This window comes from Bradyrhizobium prioriisuperbiae, assembly GCF_032397745.1.
Lineage (GTDB): Bacteria > Pseudomonadota > Alphaproteobacteria > Rhizobiales > Xanthobacteraceae > Bradyrhizobium_A > Bradyrhizobium_A prioriisuperbiae.
The window spans coordinates 308,160-329,175 of sequence record NZ_CP135921.1 but is presented as its reverse complement, the minus strand read 5'-3'; the positions used below and the strand labels follow the sequence as shown (position 1 = coordinate 329,175).

Genomic DNA, 21,016 nt, shown 5'->3' with positions numbered 1-21,016 from the left:
TGCTGCTACTAGTGCTTCTGTGCCGTCGGCGGCAGCCAGGGTTTGGCCAGTATTTCCACCAGCTCGACCATCAGATATGCCAGCACGCCAAGCATGGAGAGTGCAAACAGCGCGGCAAACGCCAGCGGTGTATCGAGCTGCGAGGTCGCGCTGAGCAGCAGGAACCCCAGTCCCTCGCTCGAACTGACGAACTCTCCGATCACCGCGCCGATCACTGCCAGGGTCATGGCAACCTTCGCTCCGGTAAAAACAAAGGGAAGCGCCGCCGGAAACTGCACCTTCAGCAGGATTTGCAGGCGGGAGGCGCGCAGGCTCTGGGCCAGCTCCAGCAACTCCTTCGGCGTCGATCGCAGACCTGCGGTGGTGTCGACGATAATCGGGAAAAACGCCACCAGCCAGACGATCGCCAGCTTGGATTCGATCCCGGTGCCCAGCCAGATCATCACGATCGGCGCGAGCGCAACCTTTGGCACGGACTGCAACGCCACCAGCAGGGGATAGAACATCAGATTGAGCGGCCGCGAATTGGCGATCGCGACTGCGATCGGCAGGCCGATCAGCATGGCGAGCAGAAAACCGCCGAGCGTTTCCTTCAGCGTGATCCAGCCTTCGCTGATCAGCAGCCCGCTGTGGCTGATCAGCGAGTTCAGCACCTTGTCCGGTGTCGGAAGCACGACGGTCGCCAGGTTGCCGATACGGCAGGCCAGCACCCAGATCACAATGATCAGAATGACGCCGGCGATGGGGTAGGCGGCGCGCGAGATCGATTGGCTGTTCATGCTGCATCGCCTTCGACAGTCGTTTCCGGCGGAAGGACACCCAGGGCTTCGCTGGCCTCGCGTTCGAGGCGGACGAATGTGCTGGTGAAGCGTGTTTTCTGCGAGCGTGGGTAGGGCAGGTCGATCTGGATTTCCCTGGCCACGCGGGCCGGTCGTTTGCTGAATACAAGAACCTTGTCGGACACGTAAACCGCCTCGGTGATGGAATGGGTGACGAACAGCACGGTGGCGTTCGTCTCTTTTCGGATGCGCAGCAGCAGATCGTTCATGTCGAGCCGCGTCAGTTCGTCGAGGGCGCCGAACGGCTCATCCATCAGCAGAAGCTTGGGGCGATGAACCAGTGCGCGACACAGCGCGACTCTTTGCTGCATGCCGCCCGACAGCTGGTGCGGTCGAGAGCCGGCAAAGGCCGAAAGCCCGACCAACTCCAGCAGCTCACCGGCATACCGGCGTGCGGCGGCATCGCGCTGCTTGAGGATCTCGATCGGAAACAGCACGTTGTCGATCACGCTGCGCCACGGCATCAGGCTGGGGCTCTGGAACACAAAGCCATAGTTGCCGATCGGCTGCTCCACATCCTGTCCGCCGATCGTCACCGTTCCCGACGTCTTCGGGATCAGACCGGCGATGATCCGGAGCAGTGTCGTCTTTCCGCATCCGCTCGGCCCGAGAAAGGAGATCAGTTCTCCCTCCTCGAATTCAAAACTGGTGTCGTCCAGCGCGACGACCGGCTCCTGTTTGTGCGACCGGCTTTCGGTCACCGCAAAGACTTTTCTGACGTTTCTGACCGATCCAAATGGCATTGCTTGCTCGTCAACTCCGCATCATGGCGTGCCGTGGCTGGCCCGAAACTTGCCCCTGGAGCTTGCAGCTTTTGCCGGACCGTAACGGTCCGGCGCGCCTCGCCCAGGTTACGCTCGAGAAACCGGTGTACTTTCATGTGAAATATCTTATGATATCTCATGTGTCAATTTAGCGGCCCGGTTCATGGCGCCGCAGTGGGTTTCCCAATCGGGGTTTCTTCAAATCATGTGTGAGCGAGGGGCGTGCGAATGATCAGGCGGTTGACGATTTTGGGTGTGGTGGCTCTCGCGCTGCTGCCGTTTGCGGCGCAGGCTCAGGAGCGCGACGTGAAATTCGTGCTGGATTTCATCAGCCTCGGCCGCCATGCGCCGTGGTACGTCGCCCTCGGCAAGGGCTACTACAAGGAAGAAGGGCTGAACGTGACGATCCTGCCGTCCAAGGGCACGGCGGATGCGATCCGCTCCGTCGCGACCGGCACCACCGAGTTCGGCTTCATCGACGTTCCCAGTCTTGTCGCCGCCGGTGGCAACGCATCGGCCGTCAAGATCGTCGCCGCGAACTATCAAAAGCCGCCATACTGCATCTTCAGCCTCAGCCCCGGCGCGGATATCGACAGCCCGAAGAAGCTCGCCAATATCGAACTGGGATCGAGCACGGCGTCGTTCGTTCCCAAGATCTGGGCGGCCTTCATGGAAATGAACGGCGTGGACAGCAAGACTATGAAGGTCGTCAATATCGATGCCGCGTCACGGGTGCCGATGCTGGTGACGCATAAGGTGCAGGCCATCGACCTGTTCGTGATGAGCGAGCCGGCGATCAGGCGGGCGGTGCCCGACTCAAAGCCGGTCTGTCTGTTCGCCGGCGATTTCGGGCTTGAGATCTACGCCAATTCCATCGGCGTGCAGGACGAGTTTCTGAAGGCCAATCCCGAGGTGGTGAAGAAGTTTGTCCGAGCGTCGCTACGCGGATGGAAATACACCCTGGACAATCCGGACGAGGCGGTGAAGATCCAGTTGCAGTATGTCAAGGCACTGGATCCGCAGATCGTGCGCGAGGAGATCGATATTCTCAGGCGTGTCGCGTTGTCCGAGGACGTCAAGAAACATGGTTATGGTTACGTCTCGCCGGAGCGGATGAAGAACACAGTCGACTTCATCAATAAGAACATCGAGGTTGCTGGCGAGAAGCTCACGGCGGACAAGATTTATGTGCCGGGCTTCCTGCCCGAGGCACCCGTCCTGCCTTGACGGTGCCCGGTTCGATGATGAAGCCGAAACGCTCCGCTGCTGCTGCGCTGGCCGGTCTGCTTGTTATCGCAGCCTCCACCACGGCGCTGCGCGCTCAGGATTTTCCTGACCGCCAGGTGACGATCGTCTCACCCTATCAGGCGGGCGGCACCAGCGACATCATTGCGCGGTTGCTGGCCAAGAAGCTTGGCGAGACTTGGCGGCAGCCGGTGGTGGTCGACAACCGTCCCGGTGCCAATGGCGGGATCGGCGTCAACGCGGTCGTTCGTGCACCGGCCGATGGTCACACGCTTCTGGCCATCGCCTCCAGCGCCCTCGTGCTGAATCCGCTGCTCTATCGAAACCTCGGTTATGAGACTCTGCGTGATCTCGCCCCGATCACGCGGACCGGCTTCGTGCCGAACGTCATCGTGGTCAATCCGGCGGTTCCCGCCGCCGATCTGAAAGCACTGATCGCTCTGGCAAAGGCAAGGCCTGGCACCTTGAACTTCGCCTCGCAGGGGATCGGCTCGAACGGTCATCTGACTGGGCTGATGTTCGCACAGCGCGCCGGTGTCGACATCGTCCACATTCCCTACAAGGGCAGCATGCCTGCGGTGACGGATCTTGTCGGCGGTCAGGTGCAACTGATGTTCGATAATCTGCCCACCGTGCTGGAGCAGGTGCGGGCGGGCCAGCTCAGGGCGCTGGCAGTGACCACCACGCGGCGCACGCCGTTGCTGCCCGACGTGCCGACCGTCGACGAGGCCGCGCTGCCCGGCTTCGACAGCAGCGCCTGGTTCGCGGTGCTGGTGGCGAAGGGCACGCCGGAGCGATTGCGCGCGGCGATCGAGCAGGCGGTTGTCGGCGCCTTGAACGATCCGGAAGTCAGGCAAAAACTCGCGGCGGCCGGAATTTCCGTGACCGGCGAAGGCTCAGCCGAACTGGCGCGGCGAATCGAGGTCGAGACGGCCGCTTGGAAAGACGTCATCGGCAAAGCCGGCCTCAAGATCGACTAAGCGTGTAGGAATTCGTTGCCATGAAGATCGACCTGGATGTCCACACCCACTTGATTCCCGTTCATGACGGCGCGCTGTCGCGATTCGACGGCGTGGTGTGGGATTCCGATACCCAGAAATTGAGCATCGATGGCCATGCTGTCGGCATCAAGAGCCTGTTTCATGTGAAACAGTTGCTGGCATGGATGGACGCGCATGACGTTGCGCATGCGTGGGTGTCGATTCCGCCACCCGCCTATCGGCCGCATCTGCCGGCGGATGAAGCCGCCGCCTGGATCCGGGCGCTCAATGATGGCCTTGCCACCATGGTCAGCAAACATGCGCCACGTCTGTCGCCGCTGCTACATCTGCCAGTCGAACATCCATCGATCGCGGTTGAAACCGCCGCCGCGGCGATCGCGCAGGGGCATGTGCGCTTCTCGATGTCCGCTGGCGGCGTCGAGCGCGTGCTGTCGGCGCCGGATTATCATCCCCTGTGGCAGGCGCTTCATGCCGCATCTGGTTTTCTGTTTCTGCACCCGGGGGAGGGATGTGATCCCCGGCTTGATGCGTTCTATCTGCATAACTTGCTCGGCAATCCCATGGAGACCGCGATTGCCGCCTCGCACCTCGTGTTCGCAGGCGTGCTGGAGCAGTATCCGGACATGACGATCTGTCTCGCGCATGCCGGTGGTGCCACCGCTATGCTCGCGGCGCGTTGGGAGCAGGGGCATGCGACAGCGCGGCCGGGGCTCGATCCCAAGCGGGAGGCGCCCGGCCGGGCGTTGCGCCGCTTCTGCGTCGATTGCATCGCCCATGATGCAGAGGCCCTTGAACTGGCTGGGTATGTGTTTGGTGAGGACAAAATCCTGTTCGGATCGGACTGGCCGTTTCCCATGGGCTTGCTCGAGCCGCGACGGCAATTGTCCGGCGTGACGCCGACACAGCTCAAGGCGATCTGGTGCGATAATCCGCAATCGCTGGATCGAAAATAGCGCGATGGGCAACGGTCGCAACGATGGGGCGGGAGGCGAGGAAGCCGGCTCGACGAGACTCGGGGGATCTGATATCGCTCAAGATATTCAGCACGATACCCAGGTCGAGGACACGTCGGCAGTGATGGCGAAGGCTCAGAAATCGAAGGCAACCGTCAAGGCGCGGGCCGGGAAAAAACCGGAACGGGATGGCGCGGGCGCCTCGCTAACCGAGCAGGCTTATCAGGCCATCAAGGAAAAGGTGATCACGCTCTATTTCCTGCCCGGCCAGTACCTGAACGAAGGCGCGATCTGCAAACTGCTCAATCTCGGGCGCACCCCTGTGCACCAGGCGCTGCAGCGCCTGCAGCTCGAGGGCCTGATCGACGTGGTGCCGCGCAAGGGCGTGATCATCCAGCCCGACTCGATCAGCCAGATTCTCGAGTTCCTCGATGCGCGGCTTGCCGTCGAGGGCGAGATCGCCCGTCTTGCCGCCATTCGCGCGACGGAGGCCGATGCCAGGGAGTTGCAGCAGATCCTGGATGACCACAGCCGGGCCGACGCCGGCGCCAGCGCCATCGATGCTTTCGTCGAATGCGACCGTGCGTTTCACACCCGGATCAGCGAATTGTCCGGAAATCGCGCGCTCGGGGATTTCGCCAAATCGCTGCACGAGCGATGCACGCGCTCCTGGTACCTGCATCTGTGGCAGACGCTGGACACCGCGGGGTCCGACAAGCAGCATCGCCGCATCCTGAAGGCGATCAAGGCGCAGGACGGCGATGGTGCGGCCAAGGCGATGCGCGACCACCTGACCATTCTCAGGGAGCGTGTCGCCAACCTGCAGAATTCCACCGCGCGCGGCATGTGGCATGGCAATCGCGCCCGCCATGATATCTCTGGATAGGCATGGCCGGCGGAAATCTTACCCAGAAAGTCCGGTTGAGAACGCGGGGCAACAAGATCGGACCTTTGTTGTTGAGCTCGTCATGCCCGGCCTTGTGCCACGGCTGTCCGGTTTAAATTTATTGGACGAAGCGCATGGCGTTGATTCTACTCGGTCCTGGACGTCTGCAAGCGTTCCGGGACACGAATGGAGATCAGCACCATGCCGCCTCACAATACAGTATTTCGCGATCTCCTGAAGCTTGTACCATGGCAGCGGTTCGACGCGCTTGTGGAAGATCATGATGCCGACGCACGGGTGCGTCGGCTCTCGACCAAGGGCCAGTTTGTGGCGCTGCTCTACGGCCAGTTGTCGGGCGCTTCGGGTTTGCGCGAGATCGTGACCGGGCTTTCGAGCCACGCGGCCCGGCTTTATCATCTGGGCGCAGGTCCGGCCCGCCGGTCGACGATGTCGGATGCCAACGCCAAGCGGCCTGTTGCGGTGTTCAGCGAACTGCTGGAAGTCATGATGAAGCAGGCCCATCGCGGGCTGCGCCGCAAGCTCGCCGAGACGACCTATCTGATTGATTCCACGAGTGTGCGGTTGAACGAGCACAGCGCTGGCTGGGCGCGGTTCTCGGCCGGGATCTGCGGCGCCAAGGTGCACGTGATCTACGATGCCGACGCCGATCGTCCGATCTATGCCGCGGTCAGTGCCGCCAATGTTAACGACATCACCGCAGCCCATCAGATGCCGATCGTGCCGGGTGCGACCTATGTCTTCGATCTCGGTTATTACGATTATGCTTAGTGGGCCGAGCTTGATGCCGCCGGCTGCCGCATCGTCAGCCGGTTCAAATCCAACACCCGGCTCGCTGTGGTCAAGGAACTGCCGGTCGCCCCAGGCAGCAACATTCTGTCCGATCGCATCGGCTTTCTCCCCGCACGCCAGGCCAGGAGCCGTCGCAACCCGATGCAGGATGCAGTGCGCGAGGTGCGCGTCACCACCGAGACTGGAAAGGTGCTGCGCCTGCTGTCGAACGACCTCGATGCCAGCGCCGAGGACATCGCCGATCTCTACCGCCGCCGCTGGGCCATCGAGCTGTTCTTCCGCTGGGTCAAGCAGACCCTCAAGATCACCCGCTTCGTCGGCACCTCCGAGAATGCCGTGCGCATCCAGATTGCTGTTGCCCTGATCGCCTTCCTGCTGCTGCGCCTCGCTCAGGCCACGCAGCAAACCATTCGAAGTCCGCTCGTCTTCGCGAGGTTGGTCCGCGCCAATCTCATGCAACGCCGCCATATCGACAACTTGCTCGAACCATCGCCGACCATCCAAGATCAGCGCCAGATGTGCCTAAGTCTAGCTTAAACCTAAACCGGACAGCCGTGGCCTTGTGCCGGGCATCCACGTCTTTGCAGCATCTCAAAGGAGAAAGACGTGGATGGCCGGGACAAGCCCCGGCCATGACGGAGAAGGCGGTTGTCTTCGCATTCTTACAAAGGTCTAAAGATCAGGCCGCTTTTCTAATGGGGCTCTGAGGACGTGTGTTCAGCACTCCTCACTGCAGTCTCTCTTATCCCACACTCGCCATCTCGTTAATCGCATCGCCGATCGACGAAAACGCGCGCATTTTTTGAGAGACATCATGTGAAATATCATGTAAACAGCTCGGCATCGACCCGGGTTCGAAACATGAGGACAAGCCGATGCAGCTTCCCGAAGGCGCGCCAAGCCTCGACGAAATTCTGATTCAAACCGCCGCGATGCCGTGGCGCGAGAAATCGCTCAAGGGCGTCCATGAAAAGATGCTCTGGCGCGACGAGGCCACCGGCGCCTCCGTCGCTCTCATCAAGTTCGACAAGGGCGCCAGCATCCCCGAGCCGCACATGCATGCATCGAACCAGATGATGTTCTGCCTGTCGGGCCACTACGAGTACACGCGCACCGGCGTGACGCTGAAGGCGGGCAGTTTCTACTGCAATCCGAAGGGCAACGTGCACGGCCCGACCCTGGCTCACGAGGAGACCGTCGTGGTCGAGATTTATGATGGCCCGCATTATCCGGTGAAGCCGTCATGGTATGCCGACGAACGCGACGCCCACTGATACGGCAGGGGATATCCCGATGACAGGTTCTGTCGCCGTCTCGGCGGTCGATTATGTCGAATTCGCGTCGCGCCTGCTGATGTCGGCCGGCACTCCAGCTGCGCACGCACGTATCGTCGCAACGGCTCTTGTCGATGCGGACATCGAAGGTCTCGCGTCCCACGGCACGATGCTGCTGCCGATGTATCTGGACCGAATCTTGTCCGGCTCCATTGCGCCGGCCGCCGAAGGGGTCGTCGTTTCCGATACCGGAACACAGGCCGTCATCGATGCCCAGAACGGACTCGGCCATGTCGTTGCCGAACGCGCGACGCAGCTCTGCGTGGCCAATGCGCGCACGCATGGGCTTGCGGCGGTCGCAGTCCGCAATGCCTTTCATTTTGGTGCCGCCGGGCGATTTGCTCGATCAATCGCGCAGGAGGGCTGCATCGGAATCGTGATGGCCAACACCCGGCCGCTGCTGCCGGCGCCGGGCGGCGCCGAGCGCGTTGTCGGCAACAACCCGATCGCCATCGCCGTGCCGTCGACAGGCGATCCGATCGTCCTCGACCTCGCTTTGAGTGCCGGCGCCATGGGCAAGATCCGCTTGGCGGACAGCCAGGGTCGCCCGATTCCGGACGGCTGGGCGTCCACCGCTGACGGTTTTCCCACCACCAATGCCGCGGAGGCGATCAAGGGCATGCTGCTTCCGGCGGCTGGTGCCAAGGGATTCGGACTGGCGCTGATGATCGACATGCTGGCCGGCGGCCTGTCGTCCGGCGCGATCGGCGATGAAGTCCAGCCGCTCTATGGTGATCTGTCAAAGCCCTATGGCTGTTCGAACCTGTTCCTTGCGATCGACATCAAGGGCTTTCGCGCGGTGCGGGACTTCGAGGGCGCGGTATCGGCGTTTGCCGGCAAGATCCGGCAGTCCCGCCGCGTGCCCCAGGCCGAGCCGGTCCGCCTTCCCGGCGATCGCGCCGCCGGCGCGCACGCCGCCTTCGACGGCATCTGCCATGTCGCCGCCACCACCATCTCGGCCCTGCGCACGAGCGCGCAGCGACTCAATGTTGCAATTCCCCCTCAGCTGTCCTGAAAGGACCATCCATGCCCAAGCAGAAAATCACCAGCCCCAAGTTGCGACAGCCGAATGGGCACTTCTCCCAGGCCACGGCGATCGAAGCGCGCGGACGCTTCGTGTTCCTCTCGGGCATGACGTCGCGTCGCGCCGACGGCTCCATCGCCGGCATCGGCAACATCGAGGAACAGACGCGCCAGGTCTGCGAAAACCTCAAGGCCGCGGTCGAGGAAGCCGGTGGCACGCTCGACGACATCTGCCGGGTCGACGTCTACGTGCGCAACATGGAGCATTTCGACGCCATCCATAAAGTGCGCCGTGAATATTTCACCGGCATCGCGCCGGCGTCGACCATGGTCGAAATCTGCAAGATGACCTCGCCAGACTATCTGATCGAGATCAACGCCATCGCCGTGCTGGCGGACTGATCGAAGGATTGATCTGATGCGATTTGCGAGCATCCATCTGGATGGACAGGTCCGACCCGGCGTTCTGGCGAGAGACGAGATTGCCTTGTTCTCGCCGGCTATCCCTGATCTCGTCGGCTTTCTCGAACTGGACGAGGAGGCCCGCGGCTCGACGATCCGGCAGGCCCTTGCCTCGGGCTTGCGCGTACCGCGATCGACAGCGCGTCTGGCGGCGCCGATTCGCCGCTTTCGCCGCGACGTGCTGTGTACCGGCTGGAATTATTGGGATCATTTCGAGGAGGGCCGCGGCAAGCGCGAGGGCCAGGACGTCGACAAGCCGAAGGCGCCGACCTTCTTCACCAAGTCGCCCGACGTGGTCATCGGGCCGAACGATGCGATCGCGTTCGACCCTCGCATCTCGCAAAAGTGGGATTACGAGGCTGAACTCGTGGTCATCATCGGCCGCACTGGCCGCAGCATTCCGCGCGCCTCCGCCTGGGAGCATATTTTTGGCGTCTCTCTCGCCAATGATATCTCGCAGCGTGATCTGCAGCGCCGTCATGGCGGGCAATGGCTCAAGGGCAAGAGCATCGATCAGAGCATGCCGCTCGGACCTGTGATCGTCACGCCGGACCAACTCGACATTCCACGCGTGAGGCTGCGGTGCGATGTCAACGGCCAGACGGTGCAGGATGCCGTCGTCGCGCAGATGGCGTTTCCGATTGATGAGCTGATTGCCGAATTGTCGTTCGGCATGACCCTGCATGCCGGCGACGTCATCCTGACGGGAACGCCAAGCGGTGTCGGCAATGCGCGAGAACCGCAGCTGTTCCTGAAAGCCGGCGATCAGGTCGTGGTCCGCGGTGACGGCATCGGCGAGTTGTGCAACACGCTGGTTCCACAGGATCTTGCCGGGCATTCCGACATCAGGCTGGATTGAGGGTCTCACATCGCCGGACAGCGCGGACGATAACGCCGCGCTGTCCGCGGCTCAGAACCATCCGAATGTATAGCGGGGCTTGGCTGGCGAGGCCGACGGCGAGGGCACCGGTGCCCAGATCTGCTGTTTTCGCTCAAGCCCGCGCAGAGCGAATGTACCGACCAATTCCAGCCTCTGTGTGCAGCGTTCGGCGAACGGCCCGGACACCAGGATCGGGCGATCCGTGTCGTCGCAGAGCGCTTCGATGCGGCTCGCTTCGTTCACCGCCCGCCCGATCACGGTGAAGTCGAGCCGCCGGCTGGTCCCGATATTGCCATAGATCACCTCGCCGAAGTGCAGCACCAGGTCGACGTCCAGTGTCGGCAAACCCGCCGCGCGCCGCCGTGCGTTCAGCGCGCGGTTGGCGGCCAGCGCCTGCTCGGCGGCGTCGAGCGCGCTGCCGCAGGTGGCGCATGGCCGGTTGTCCGGATCCTCGACCGGAAAGATGGCGAGGAAGCCGTCGCCGGTGAATTTCAGGATCTCGCCGCCGCAACGCGTGACCGGCTCGCCGATGGCGTCGAAATGTTCGTCGAGCCAGCCGACCACCTTCACGGGGTCTCCACGGTCGGTCAGCGCCGTGAAGCCGCGGAAATCCGCCAGCAGGATTGCGGCGGCCACCGTCTCGCCGTCGCCCCGGCGGATATGGCCCTCGAGCACGCGCACGCTCGGCCCAGCGCCGAGATAGGTCGCGAGTGTCTCGTGCAGCGTCCGCGACAGGCTGAACTTGCACATCGCGAGCCCCAGCGCGGGTAGCACCTCGGCGATAACAGCGAGATCGTCGTCGCCGAAGCCTGACGGTGTGTCGGTCGCAAATGAGACTGCGAGGCCTTTCAGCGCGGTGCCCGGCGTGAACCACACGATATGCTGGATATAATCGGTGCCGCCCTCCGCGCGCAGCGCCATGAGCGACGGGAATGCCGCGATGGGATCGAGATCATGACGCAGCCGCCATCGGGCGGAGGTTCGCCCCTCGGCCAGCATAGCGTAGACGGGCATGCGTTCGAACCCGCCGATGCCGGCCTCGTGCGCGGTCGGTACCAGCGAAGCTCCGAGGTCGTGTTGCCAGTCGAAGCAGAACGCGCGCACGGAGGGATCGATGGCGGAGACCATGGCGCTCATGCGCCAGAGCGGCAGCCCTCCGTCGTGCAGCGCCGTGCAGAAGCCGTCCAGCAGCGCGACGCCATCATCGCGCGCCGTCGCCTGTTCGGTGATCCACTGCATGACCTGGCGGGCGTGCAATTGTCGCGCTGGTCGATGTCCGTCGGGTGTGTCAGCGGCCGCGGAGCGCGGATGCGCCATGACGGGGGGGAAGGCGAGACCGATCCGGCGCGCCATCATCGCAATTGCGCCAGCAGCGCGTCCGCGCCCTTGTCGATGCCGTCCTCGGCTGCGGCCAGCCGGCCGACGGTGGCCTTGATGTTGTAGGGCGCCGGATACTGCTTGCTGACGAAGGCGCCGAGCAGGCGCGCGTTTGTCGCGTCGAAGATCTCGACCGCATAACTCACCGAGCCGGTCATCGATCCCTCGCCGTCGCGGGCCGCCTGCACGCCGTTGTAGACGGCACCACCGATGTCGAATCGCGACAGGGTGCCGATCACCGGCATGGTGATGGCGGCACCGGTCAGCGTCAGCCGCACCCGCAGTGTGTTCGGCGCGCGCTGGCTGGTGACAGTGAAGCGGCTGCCGAGTCGCTCCGCAAATCGCGCGTGCATGGTGCGCGCCAGCGAGGCCCTTTCCTCGTCGGGCATGTCGCCGAATTGATGATCGGCGCCCCGGTAGATCACCACCGGCTCGATGATGACCTTGTTGTAGGCGCGCCAGTCCACTTGCGTGGCGTAGTGATAGGGCATCCGCCCCGAGGAATCCGAGGTGTTCGGCGTGAGGTGGGCGGATGAGGCAACCTCCGAATAGGGGATCGGCGCCACGTTGGCGCATCCAGTCAGACCGGCGCACAGCAAGGCGATCGCCAGGCGGGTCGCCTGCGAGGTGATAGTCATCTTGAACTCCAGTTGGATGTGATGGGATGGTCAGCGGGGCCGGATCCGATGTGCCCCCTATTTGCCCCGAGGTGGTTATTTGGCTCTGGCCACGGTCGACGGTTTCGCGGTGGGCTTCGCTTGGGCCCACTCCTTGTCCGCTTTCGGTCCGTCCGGATCTCCGGTCATACCGACCAACTGCCCGGGCAGGGCATTCACGGTTTGAGTCCAAGTCTGTCTGGCGCAGAACACCGAGAGCATGCAGCCCTTGACCTTCAGGTGGTCGGCGGCCTCGCGCCACAGCGAGATCTCGTAGAACTTGCCGCCTTCCGCGTCGTAGATCTGGCCGTGAAAGTATCCCTCCGGGCTCAGCTGCAGGCCCATGATCAGTTGATGGCCGAGCAGCGGACGTGAGCGCTTGGCCTGATCCGGATTGCTCTGGTCGCGGAACGGTTGCCCCTTCGCATCGGCGGGATCGCGCATCCAGACGATATAGCCGCAGACCTGTGCGAGTGTTGGTCCGCAGCGCTCGACTCGTATGCGGGCGCGGCCATCCTGGGTCAGCCAGGTGCCGCCGGGGTCGGCGGTTCCAGCGGCGATGCCGGGTCCGGTGGATATCGTCAGGCCTGCGGCAAAAGCAGCGCACGCGGCCCTTCGGGAAACCGATGTCAGGTGCCTCATATCTGGTCCTCGATGCATGAAAGACAGCAAAACCCGTCGCCCGCGGCGGTTTTGCCGCGTTCGTATTTAATCAAACGATGTCGTACTATTTATATCCTATCGTGCGTCGCCGCAAGTCGTTATGCGGAGAAATCGGCATCATCGATGTCGCACCCGTCTGCGGTTCCGTCGGTCCGCGCGGGAGCAGGATGAAGAGCAGGCAGGAATGAGCGTCGCCAAATCGAGCACAAAGTCGAACAAGCCGAAGCCGAACAGAACCGTGCGCAGTGGGCGGCCGACCAAAGAGCAGGCTGAGCAGATCACCGCACACATCGTCGACGTGGCGATGCAGCTGTTCCTGGAGTCCAGCTTCGAAGCGGTCAGCATCGATCACATCGCGGCTACGGCGCGGATTTCGAAGCAGACATTTTATGCCCGCTTCGCCTCCAAGGAGGCGGTGTATGCAGCGGTGATCCGCAAGGGCACCGATGACTTGTTCAGGCCGGTGCTGAGCGAATCCAATCGCGAGGAGTCGATCGAGACCATCCTGGTTCAGATTGGTCTTGAGCTGTCAAAACGGGCGCTCGCGCCGGCGGCGATCGCGCTCGACCGGCTTGTCGGCTCCGAAGCCCGTCAATTCCCGGAGCTCGCGCGGGTCTACCTCGAGAACGCCGTTCATGCCCGCAGCATGATCGCCAGCATGTTCACCAATGCCATGCGTGACGGCCAGATCCGCTCAGGGGATGCAACCTATCTGGCCGAGCAGTTCGGCTATGCCGTGGTCGACGGCCCCAACCGCGCCGTGGTGCTGAGCGGCAAGACTGCGCGCACCGAGAAGGAGCTGCGCGAGCGCATCACCCGCGCGGTGGCGCTGTTCCTGGACGGGTGCCGTGACGGTGTGACGCGACGCGATTAGAGCGTTTCAAGAAAGCGAAAGGCGTCACGCGATCGCCAGCGCCTGCGCGTAGGTGCGGCCGGAGTTGGTGATGTGGGTGGTCATCAGCGCTGCGAAGGCGGCAAAGTCGCCACCTTCGAACAGCCGCAACAGTGTACCGTGCTCGTGGAACGATGCCGGCGTCTGCACATCGATCGGTGCGCTCAGATTGGTGCGCAGCGCCGCCACGCGCCCGGCGACAAGCTGATAGGACTCTATGAGATAGTGGTTGCCGCAATGGGCGAACAGCGCGTCGTGCATCGCGGTGTCCGCCCGGCCATAGGCGACGTTGTCCTTTTCCGTCACCGCCTGCTCCATCGCTGCAATCGCGAGCCGCATGGCGGAGAGCGCGCCGTTGTGGTCATGATGGTAGGCAAGCTCGGCCGCCTTGGGCTCGATGATGACCCGGAAGGCGCAGAGCTCGGCGATGTCGTCGGCGCTGGGCGTGAACACGAAGCTGCCGACCTGCGGCCGCACCACCACCAGGCCTTGTGATTGCAGCAGGCTCATGGCCTCGCGGATCGGCGTGCGGCTGACGCCGAACGATTGCGCCAGCATTTCCTCGGCAATGATTGCGCCGAGCTTGAGCTCGCCTTCGATAATGGCCTCGCGCAGCCGCAGCATCACCTTCTGCGACAGCGATTTTGGCGTATCGAGCTTGAATGACCTCATCCACGGCAACCTTTTGAATCAGGCTCCGTCTTAAAGCATTTTTCCACGAAGGGGAATCCGGCTTCCGCCGACGTGGGCTTGGCCAGCGGGATAACCTATTCCTTCACCGCACCGGTCAGGCTCGATACATAATAGTCGACGAAGAAGGAATACAGCAGCGCCACCGGGATCGAGCCGAGCAGGGCGCCGGCCATCAGCGCGCCCCACTGGTAGTCGTCGCCCTGCACCAATTGCGTCAGCACGGCCACCGGCACCGTCTTCTTCTCCGATGACTGGATGAAGGCCAGCGCATAGATGAACTCGTTCCATGACAGCGTGAAAGCGAAGATGCCGGCGGAGATCAGCCCGGGCACCGCCAGCGGCAATGTCACCTTGCGCAGGATCTGCAAGCGGGTGGCGCCGTCGATCATGGCGCACTCCTCGAGCTCGTAAGGGATCGATTTGAAGTAGCCGATCAGCAGCCAGGTGCAGAACGGCACCAGGAAGGTCGGATAGGTCAGGATCAAGGCAAGCGGCGAGTCGTAGAGCCCGAATTGCACCACCACCGCCGCCAGCGGAATGAACAGGATCGATGGCGGCACCAGATACGCGAGGTAGATTCCGAGCCCGACCCATTCGGAGCCCTTGAAGCGCAGTCGCTGGATCGCGTAGGCGGCGAGCACGCTGGCAAACAGCGACAAGGCAGTGGCGGCGAAGGCGACGCCCATGGTGGTGGTCAGCCACTGCGGGTAGTCGGTGTCGAACAGCAGCTTCTTGACGTTCTGCAGCGTCGGCGAATGTACCAGGAACGGGTTGTATTGCTTGTAGTCGTAAAGCTCCTCGTTGGGTTTGAACGTCGTCAGCGTCATCCAGTAGAACGGGAACAGCAGCACGAACACGAACATCGCCAGCGGCAGATGCAGCGTCATGATACGGCGCAGGCGCGAGTCCCAGGAGATGGCGCCGGTGCGTTCCGGCTCGGAAGCGGCTGTGCTGTTAGTCATTGTCCGATCCTTGCTGCCATTTGCTGCGGGTGAGCCCGAGATAAGTCACGATGGTCGCGGCGATCAGGAACGGGATCATGGCGACCCCGATGGCGGCGCCTTCGCCGAGTTGCCCGCCGGGAATGCCGCGCTGGAACGCCAACGTCGCCATCAGGTGGGTGGCGTTGCTCGGCCCGCCGCGGGTGATGGCATAGACCAACTGGAAATCCGAGAACGTGAACAGCACCGAAAACGTTAGCACCACCGCGAGCACCGGCATCAGCATCGGCACGGTGATGAAGCGAAATCGTTGCCACGATGTCGCGCCATCCAGCATCGCCGCCTCGTAGAGCGACGGCGAAATCGTCTGCAACCCGGCCAGCAGGCTGATGGCGACGAAGGGAATGCCGCGCCAGATATTGGCGACGATCAGCGAGAACCGCGCTGCCCAGGGGGTGCCGAGAAAGTCGATATTGCTGTCGCGCACATGCATCACATCTTTGAGCGTATAGGAGATGATCGAGAACTGCGGATCGTAGATCCACCAGAACGCCATTGCGGAGAGCACCGTCGGCACGATCCAGGGGATCAACACGATGGCGCGGATCAGCGACTTGAAGCGGACATTGTCGTTGAGCAGCAGCGCGAGCCACAGGCCGAGCAGGAATTTCCCGATGGTGGCGACAAAGGTGTAGACCAGCGTGTTGAAGACCGACAGCCAGAAGATCTTGTCCTTGAACAACGAGATGAAGTTCTCCAGTCCGACAAATTGGCCGGCCCGGCCGATCTTGGCGTCGGTGAAGGCGAGCCACAGGCCAAGCCCGAGCGGATAGGTCAGGAATACCAGCAGCAGCCCAAGCGCCGGCGTCAGGCACATCACGATCAGGAATGGCTTGTAGTCGAATAGCCGGACCAGCCAGTTGTCGCGTCGGATCCACGTGGCGCCTTCAAGCGCGAGGTTTGCCATCAGGCTCTCCCAAAGGGACAATGAAACGGGGCGAGGCGGGCTCGACATGGGTGTCGAGCCCGCCGGCGCGTGAGAGTCAGCTATTTCTTGTAATAGCGCAGGGCGCGGCTGGCCGCGGTCGCTGCGGCGTCTTCCGGCGTCGCGGAACCCGAACAGACCTCGGAGAACATATCCACCGTGACATAGTCGGCGACCACGGCGGCGGACGCTTCACCGATCGGGCCCTTGTAACCGTACCACAGCGAGTTCTTCATGGTGTCGCGGTAGACCGCGATCTTCGGGTCACTGGTCCATACGCTGCTCTGCGCGTAGCCCTGCAGCGGTTGCGCCCAATAGCCGGCTGATCCGGTCAGCCACTTGTCGTACTGCTCCTCTTCCATCAGGAAGGTGAGATAGGCTTTCGCGGCATTCGGATATTTCGAATGCTTGAAGATCATCGAATTGACCACCAGCGCCGTCTCGGTGCCGCGCCCGACCGGGCCGATCGGCATCGGCGCATGATCGACATCGGCAGCCAGCGCTGCGATCTTCGGATCCTGCGCGTTCTTGAATGCGTAATAGACCGAGACGCCGTTCTGGGTGAGGCCGATTTCGCCGGCCAGCATCGCCTTGTTGTTGGAGGGGTCGAGCCACGACAGCGTGCCGGGGATGAAGTTTTGGTACAGCTCCTTGGCGTACTTCAGCGCGGCAACGGTTTCCTTGGAGTTCAGCGTGACCTTGCCGTTCTCGTCGACCACCGATCCGCCATGGCTCCACAGCAGCCAGTGGGTGAAGGAGTTGGCGTCGCCGACCGCATGTCCGAGCGCGAAGCCCGCGGGATGGTTGATCTTCTTCAGGGCCTGGCACAGCTTCAGGAAACCATCGGTGTCCTTGGGGAAGCTGTCGAAGCCGGCTTCCTTGATCCAGGAGGTGCGATACACCGCGGGACCGCCGGTGCCGCCGAGCGGGATACCGATCCAGTTGTTGGTGCCGAACTTCTTGCCCAGTCGTTCGGCCACCGGATACCAGCCGCCATATTTCTTGCCGAGATATTCGGCGATGTCGGACAGCTCGATCAGCTTGTCCGAGTAGAGATGGGGATCGTCGGTCCAGCCGATCACCACATCGGGGCCGACGCCGGTGTTGGCGCTCACCGCGGTCTGCGGGCGCAGGTCTTCCCATGCCTGGTAGTCGACGCGCACCGGTACGCCGGTTTTCGCTGTGAACGCCTTGGTGTTCTCGTTGAAGATGGTCTCGTCGGCCGGCACGAATTTGGCAGGGCGCAGCACGCGCAGTGTTGCACCCTTTTCGATCGGAAAGCTGGGGGCTGCGACATCGGTCTTCCCGATGGCTGCGCGAGCGCGGCTGAGGCCGGACGATGCCAGCAAAGCGCCGGCGCCGAGCTGCAGGCTGCGTCGGCGGGTGATGTCGATCATGTGTGTCCTCCTTGGTTGTTGTTGGTTCAGGCGTCGGGTCGTCTTGCCGCGTCCCGGACGGACGACGGTGTCAGATCACTTTTCCGGGGTTGAGCAGATGGTCGGGATCGAGCGCGGCCTTGAGCGTGCGCATCAGCGCGATCTCCGGCTCGCTGCGCGCATATCCCAGCCATTGTTTCTTTGCGGTGCCGATGCCGTGTTCGGCGGAGACGCTGCCGCCCATGTCACGCACGAGGCCATAGATGATGGCGTCCATCTGCTCCTTCGGCTGCCGCTCGACCGGCAGGCCGCTCACCCAGGAGACGAGATGCAGGTTGCCGTCGCCGATGTGGCCGTAATAGACGCTCTCGCAGCCGGCAATGTCCGCCGCCAGCGCGGCCTTGCAACGCCTGACGAACTCATCCATCCGCGCCACCGCAAGGCCGATGTCGTAGGACACATGCGGTCCCAGCACCTGACCGAACTCGGAGCAGATGTCGCGCACGGTCCAGAACGCCTGGGTCTGCGCCAATGATTGCGACACCGCGGCGTCGGCCAGCAGGCCGCGGTCCATCAGGTCCTCGAGCCAATCCTGGAAGCGTGGTGCGTCGATGCTCTCGTCGGTGCCTTGTGCTTCCACCAGCACATAAAGTCCGTGACCGGCGCCGACCGGCGTGCGTACGCCGGCGCGCGCCGTGATCACCTCCCAGTAATCCGGCCACATCACCTCGAACGCCGACAGCAAGGGGCCGAGGCCGCTGCGAGCCGCGCTCAACAGCGCCAGCACCGCGGGATAATCTGCCAGCGCACACAGCGCCGCCATGGTCGAGCGTGGCTTGGGATAAAGCCGCAGCACCACGCGGGTAATGATGCCCAGCGTTCCCTCCGAGCCGATGAAGAGATGCTTCAGGTCGTAACCGGCGTTGTTCTTCAGGAGTTTGTTGAGGTTGGTGATGATGGTGCCATCAGGCAGAACGACTTCGAGGCCGAGCACCAGTTCGCGCGTCATGCCGTAGCGAATGACGCGATTGCCGCCGGCATTGGTGGAGAGGTTGCCGCCGATGGCGCAGGAGCCGCGCGAGCCCAGATCGAGTGGAAAGAAAAAGCCGGCGTCGTCGGCGGCTTTTTGAATCACCTCCAGCGGGGTTCCGGCCTTCACCGTCATGGTGGCGCTGGCCGGATCGATCTCCTCGATCCCCACCATGCGTTCCAGCGAGATCGCGACCCAGCCCGGCTCGGGCGCCGCGCCGCGGCACAGGCCGGTGAGGCCGCCTTGCGGGACGAACGGCAGCTGGGCCCGCCGGCAGGCAGCGATGGCCTCCGACACCCCCGCCGCATCGACCGGCCGCACCACCGCGCGCGGCGTCTGTGGCAGGCTCGCGCTCCAGTCGTTGCAGTTGCGGACGGGAATGTCGGCGCCAGTCAGCACCGCTTGCGGGCCGAGCTTTTGCCGCAGGGCGTCGAGCTGATCTTCCGGACGTTCCGATTGGAGAGTCGCATCCATCTGCGGCCTATCTGGTTGGACTTGGCCGGTGTTCTGCGTCTGCGGCATGCGCAGCCCCGGCGAACGAATACATTGATCTCATCTTGTATGTAAGGTACAAGAAGAGTCAACAGACTGGCGTAAGAAGGTGCCCGGGCAGTTCGCCGCGGGCGCGGTAGGAGTCGATATGACTGACAATACTGATCAAATTCGCGGCTACTGGGTTGCCGTCCCGACGCCGCTGGTGGCGGATGGCAGTGTCGATCACGCCAGCCTGGCGCGTCATGTGCTCGGCCTGTTTGCCCAAGGCGTCGACGGCGCCGTGGTGTTTGGGACCACCGGGGAGGGCACTTCGTTCAGCGCCGTCGAGCGCATCGCAGCCGTCGAGGCCCTGCTGAAAGCCGGCGCGGCGGCGTCGCGGATCGGGCTTGGTGGCGGCTTTCCCGCTTTGACCGATACCATTGCACTCACCCGCGCGGCGCTGGGCGTTGGACTTCGCCATGTGCTGATGCTGCCGCCGTATTTCTATCGCGACGTCACGCCTGATGGCATCGAGGATGCGTTCGCTGCGATTCTTGACGGCGTGGCGGACGATCGGCTGCGCGCAACGCTTTATAACATTCCGCAGGTGTCAGGCGTCGGCGTGCCGGCCACCGTCGCGGCGAAGCTGCGCGCGCGCTACGGCAGGATCGTTGCGGGCGTGAAGGACAGCAGCGCCGACTTCAAGCAGTTCCAGGCCTATCGCGCCGCCGCGCCAGACCTTGCCGTCACGGTGGGCAACGAAGCCGATATCGCGCGCGCGGTCGCCGAAGGCGGCGCCGGCACGATCTGCGGCATGGCGAATGTCGCATGTGACCTGGTGCGGGAAATGCTGAGCGGCCCTGGGGCCGAAGCCCGGATGAAGGCTGCAGTCTCGGTGGTCGCCAGCCACCCGTTCGTTCCAGCTTTGAAGGCCATTCTCGCCGTCCAGACCGGCGATGCGGGCTGGCTGCGGGTGCGCGCGCCGCTGCGTTCGTCGTCCGACGGCGCGGCGTTGCAGGCGCAACTGGACGCGGCGACGCGTCGCGCGGCTGCGTAGCCGGGATCTATCTTGTCCTGAGTCTGGAGCGCACGATCAGGAGGGCAACCCCTTCCGTGGTCAACAATGTCGCGAGCAAAGCCAGTCCGGCCTCCGCTGCACTCCAGCCATGGGCGCGCAGGATGTGGCCGGCGACCGCGAGCGGCACGATCCAGCACAACGCACCAATGGCTGTTGCGAGCAGGAACGGCAGCAGCGGCAATCGCAGCACGCCGGCCGGCAGCGCCTGATAGATGCGCACCGTCGGGATCAACTGGCCCGCGAAGGTAATGCCGAAGGGACGGCGCTGGTAGGACGTCGCAATGCGCTCGTACAATCGCGGTGTCAGCAAGATCCAACGCCCGTATCGAAGCACCACCTGCCTGATCCGCAGTGGGCCGATCATCGCGCCGAGCAGGTACCAACCGATTGCGCCGCCGATCGAGCCCGCGGCCGCCACCAGGCATCGCAGCATCAGGTCGGTGGTTCCTGCAGCGCCCATGCCGACGGCCGGAAACAGCACATAGGACGGCAGCACGGGAATGAACTTTTCCACCAGTGCGGCGTAAAACACGCTGGCGAGATCCGCCGTCTTGAGTACGTCGTCGAGGAAGCCGCTGATATCCGCCATGCCGTCATGATGTCCCGCTTGGGCGCGGCCGACACCATTCACATGGGGTCGTGCCGCGTCCGTTC

The 21,016-nt window shown here is 63.3% G+C and carries 21 protein-coding genes and 1 pseudogene; 11 read left to right on the top strand and 11 right to left on the bottom strand.

The window, feature by feature from the left end:
- Positions 1-8 precede the first annotated feature (8 nt).
- Both RS897_RS01545 and RS897_RS01540 read right to left on the bottom strand, forming a co-directional pair.
- The gene (locus RS897_RS01545) at positions 9-779 is read right to left on the bottom strand and encodes an ABC transporter permease (RefSeq protein WP_315834863.1); all 771 of its coding nucleotides are present in this window, start codon (positions 777-779) and stop codon (positions 9-11) included.
- The gene (locus RS897_RS01540; RefSeq protein WP_315834862.1) at positions 776-1,582 is read right to left on the bottom strand and encodes an ABC transporter ATP-binding protein; all 807 of its coding nucleotides are present in this window, start codon (positions 1,580-1,582) and stop codon (positions 776-778) included. The genes RS897_RS01545 and RS897_RS01540 overlap by 4 nt, the downstream gene beginning before the upstream one ends.
- Positions 1,583-1,831: 249 nt before the next feature.
- Here RS897_RS01540 and RS897_RS01535 point away from each other — a divergent pair, with 249 nt between their 5' ends.
- The 9 genes and pseudogenes from RS897_RS01535 (at position 1,832) to RS897_RS01495 (ending at position 10,176) form a co-directional block, all read left to right on the top strand.
- Entirely contained in the window at positions 1,832-2,830 is a 999-nt protein-coding gene (locus tag RS897_RS01535) for an ABC transporter substrate-binding protein (protein WP_315834861.1), read from the top strand.
- Between the two features lie 14 nt (positions 2,831-2,844).
- Positions 2,845-3,828 (top strand): Bug family tripartite tricarboxylate transporter substrate binding protein, encoded by a 984-nt coding sequence (locus RS897_RS01530; protein ID WP_315834860.1) that lies wholly within the window; start codon positions 2,845-2,847, stop codon positions 3,826-3,828.
- Between the two features lie 20 nt (positions 3,829-3,848).
- Positions 3,849-4,802 carry an amidohydrolase family protein gene (locus RS897_RS01525; RefSeq protein ID WP_315834859.1) on the top strand — a complete coding sequence of 318 codons (954 nt, stop codon included), beginning with the start codon at positions 3,849-3,851 and terminating at the stop codon, positions 4,800-4,802.
- Positions 4,803-4,926: 124 nt separating this feature from the next.
- Positions 4,927-5,688 carry a GntR family transcriptional regulator gene (locus RS897_RS01520; protein WP_315834858.1) on the top strand — a complete coding sequence of 254 codons (762 nt, stop codon included), beginning with the start codon at positions 4,927-4,929 and terminating at the stop codon, positions 5,686-5,688.
- Positions 5,689-5,889: 201 nt separating this feature from the next.
- Positions 5,890-7,035 (top strand): annotated as a pseudogene (locus tag RS897_RS01515) (IS4 family transposase).
- A 338-nt stretch (positions 7,036-7,373) separates the two neighbouring features.
- Positions 7,374-7,772: a cupin domain-containing protein gene (locus RS897_RS01510; protein WP_315834857.1), complete on the top strand. Its 399-nt coding sequence runs from the start codon at positions 7,374-7,376 to the stop codon at positions 7,770-7,772.
- A gap of 19 nt (positions 7,773-7,791) precedes the next feature.
- Complete coding sequence (locus tag RS897_RS01505; RefSeq protein WP_315834856.1) at positions 7,792-8,847, top strand: Ldh family oxidoreductase; 1,056 nt, start codon at positions 7,792-7,794, stop codon at positions 8,845-8,847.
- An 11-nt stretch (positions 8,848-8,858) separates the two neighbouring features.
- Positions 8,859-9,257, top strand: coding sequence for a RidA family protein (locus RS897_RS01500; RefSeq protein WP_315834855.1), 399 nt, complete (start codon positions 8,859-8,861; stop codon positions 9,255-9,257).
- Between the two features lie 16 nt (positions 9,258-9,273).
- Positions 9,274-10,176, top strand: a complete 903-nt coding sequence (locus RS897_RS01495; RefSeq protein ID WP_315834854.1) for a fumarylacetoacetate hydrolase family protein — start codon at positions 9,274-9,276, stop codon at positions 10,174-10,176.
- Between the two features lie 51 nt (positions 10,177-10,227).
- On the opposite strand, the gene RS897_RS01490 is transcribed toward RS897_RS01495, so the two are convergent.
- The 3 genes from RS897_RS01490 to RS897_RS01480 form a co-directional block, all read right to left on the bottom strand.
- Positions 10,228-11,553, bottom strand: coding sequence for an adenylate/guanylate cyclase domain-containing protein (locus RS897_RS01490; protein WP_315834853.1), 1,326 nt, complete (start codon positions 11,551-11,553; stop codon positions 10,228-10,230).
- Entirely contained in the window at positions 11,550-12,212 is a 663-nt protein-coding gene (locus RS897_RS01485; RefSeq protein ID WP_315834852.1) for a DUF3313 domain-containing protein, read from the bottom strand. Before RS897_RS01485 ends, RS897_RS01490 begins: the two co-directional genes overlap by 4 nt.
- Positions 12,213-12,287: 75 nt before the next feature.
- The gene (locus RS897_RS01480) at positions 12,288-12,872 is read right to left on the bottom strand and encodes a DUF2147 domain-containing protein (protein ID WP_315834851.1); all 585 of its coding nucleotides are present in this window, start codon (positions 12,870-12,872) and stop codon (positions 12,288-12,290) included.
- A 205-nt stretch (positions 12,873-13,077) separates the two neighbouring features.
- Here RS897_RS01480 and RS897_RS01475 point away from each other — a divergent pair, with 205 nt between their 5' ends.
- Positions 13,078-13,767, top strand: coding sequence for a TetR/AcrR family transcriptional regulator (locus RS897_RS01475; protein ID WP_315834850.1), 690 nt, complete (start codon positions 13,078-13,080; stop codon positions 13,765-13,767).
- A 24-nt stretch (positions 13,768-13,791) separates the two neighbouring features.
- Here the strand turns inward: RS897_RS01475 and RS897_RS01470 are convergent, their stop codons facing one another.
- The 5 genes from RS897_RS01470 to RS897_RS01450 form a co-directional block, all read right to left on the bottom strand.
- A complete protein-coding gene (locus tag RS897_RS01470; protein WP_315834849.1) occupies positions 13,792-14,457 on the bottom strand; it encodes a GntR family transcriptional regulator in 666 nt (221 codons plus the stop codon).
- Between the two features lie 95 nt (positions 14,458-14,552).
- Complete coding sequence (locus tag RS897_RS01465) at positions 14,553-15,440, bottom strand: carbohydrate ABC transporter permease (RefSeq protein WP_315834848.1); 888 nt, start codon at positions 15,438-15,440, stop codon at positions 14,553-14,555.
- Positions 15,433-16,386: a carbohydrate ABC transporter permease gene (locus RS897_RS01460; RefSeq protein WP_407654410.1), complete on the bottom strand. Its 954-nt coding sequence runs from the start codon at positions 16,384-16,386 to the stop codon at positions 15,433-15,435. Before RS897_RS01460 ends, RS897_RS01465 begins: the two co-directional genes overlap by 8 nt.
- Positions 16,387-16,466: 80 nt before the next feature.
- Entirely contained in the window at positions 16,467-17,801 is a 1,335-nt protein-coding gene (locus RS897_RS01455; RefSeq protein ID WP_315834847.1) for an ABC transporter substrate-binding protein, read from the bottom strand.
- A gap of 70 nt (positions 17,802-17,871) precedes the next feature.
- Positions 17,872-19,284, bottom strand: a complete 1,413-nt coding sequence (locus RS897_RS01450; RefSeq protein ID WP_315834846.1) for an FAD-binding oxidoreductase — start codon at positions 19,282-19,284, stop codon at positions 17,872-17,874.
- 166 nt (positions 19,285-19,450) lie between these two features.
- On the opposite strand from RS897_RS01450, the gene RS897_RS01445 reads away from it, so the two are divergent.
- On the top strand, positions 19,451-20,341 hold the full coding sequence (locus RS897_RS01445; protein ID WP_315834845.1) for a dihydrodipicolinate synthase family protein: 891 nt from the start codon (positions 19,451-19,453) through the stop codon (positions 20,339-20,341).
- Positions 20,342-20,348: 7 nt separating this feature from the next.
- Here RS897_RS01445 and RS897_RS01440 read toward each other — a convergent pair whose 3' ends face one another.
- Positions 20,349-20,951 carry a DedA family protein gene (locus RS897_RS01440; RefSeq protein ID WP_315834844.1) on the bottom strand — a complete coding sequence of 201 codons (603 nt, stop codon included), beginning with the start codon at positions 20,949-20,951 and terminating at the stop codon, positions 20,349-20,351.
- Positions 20,952-21,016 lie beyond the last annotated feature (65 nt).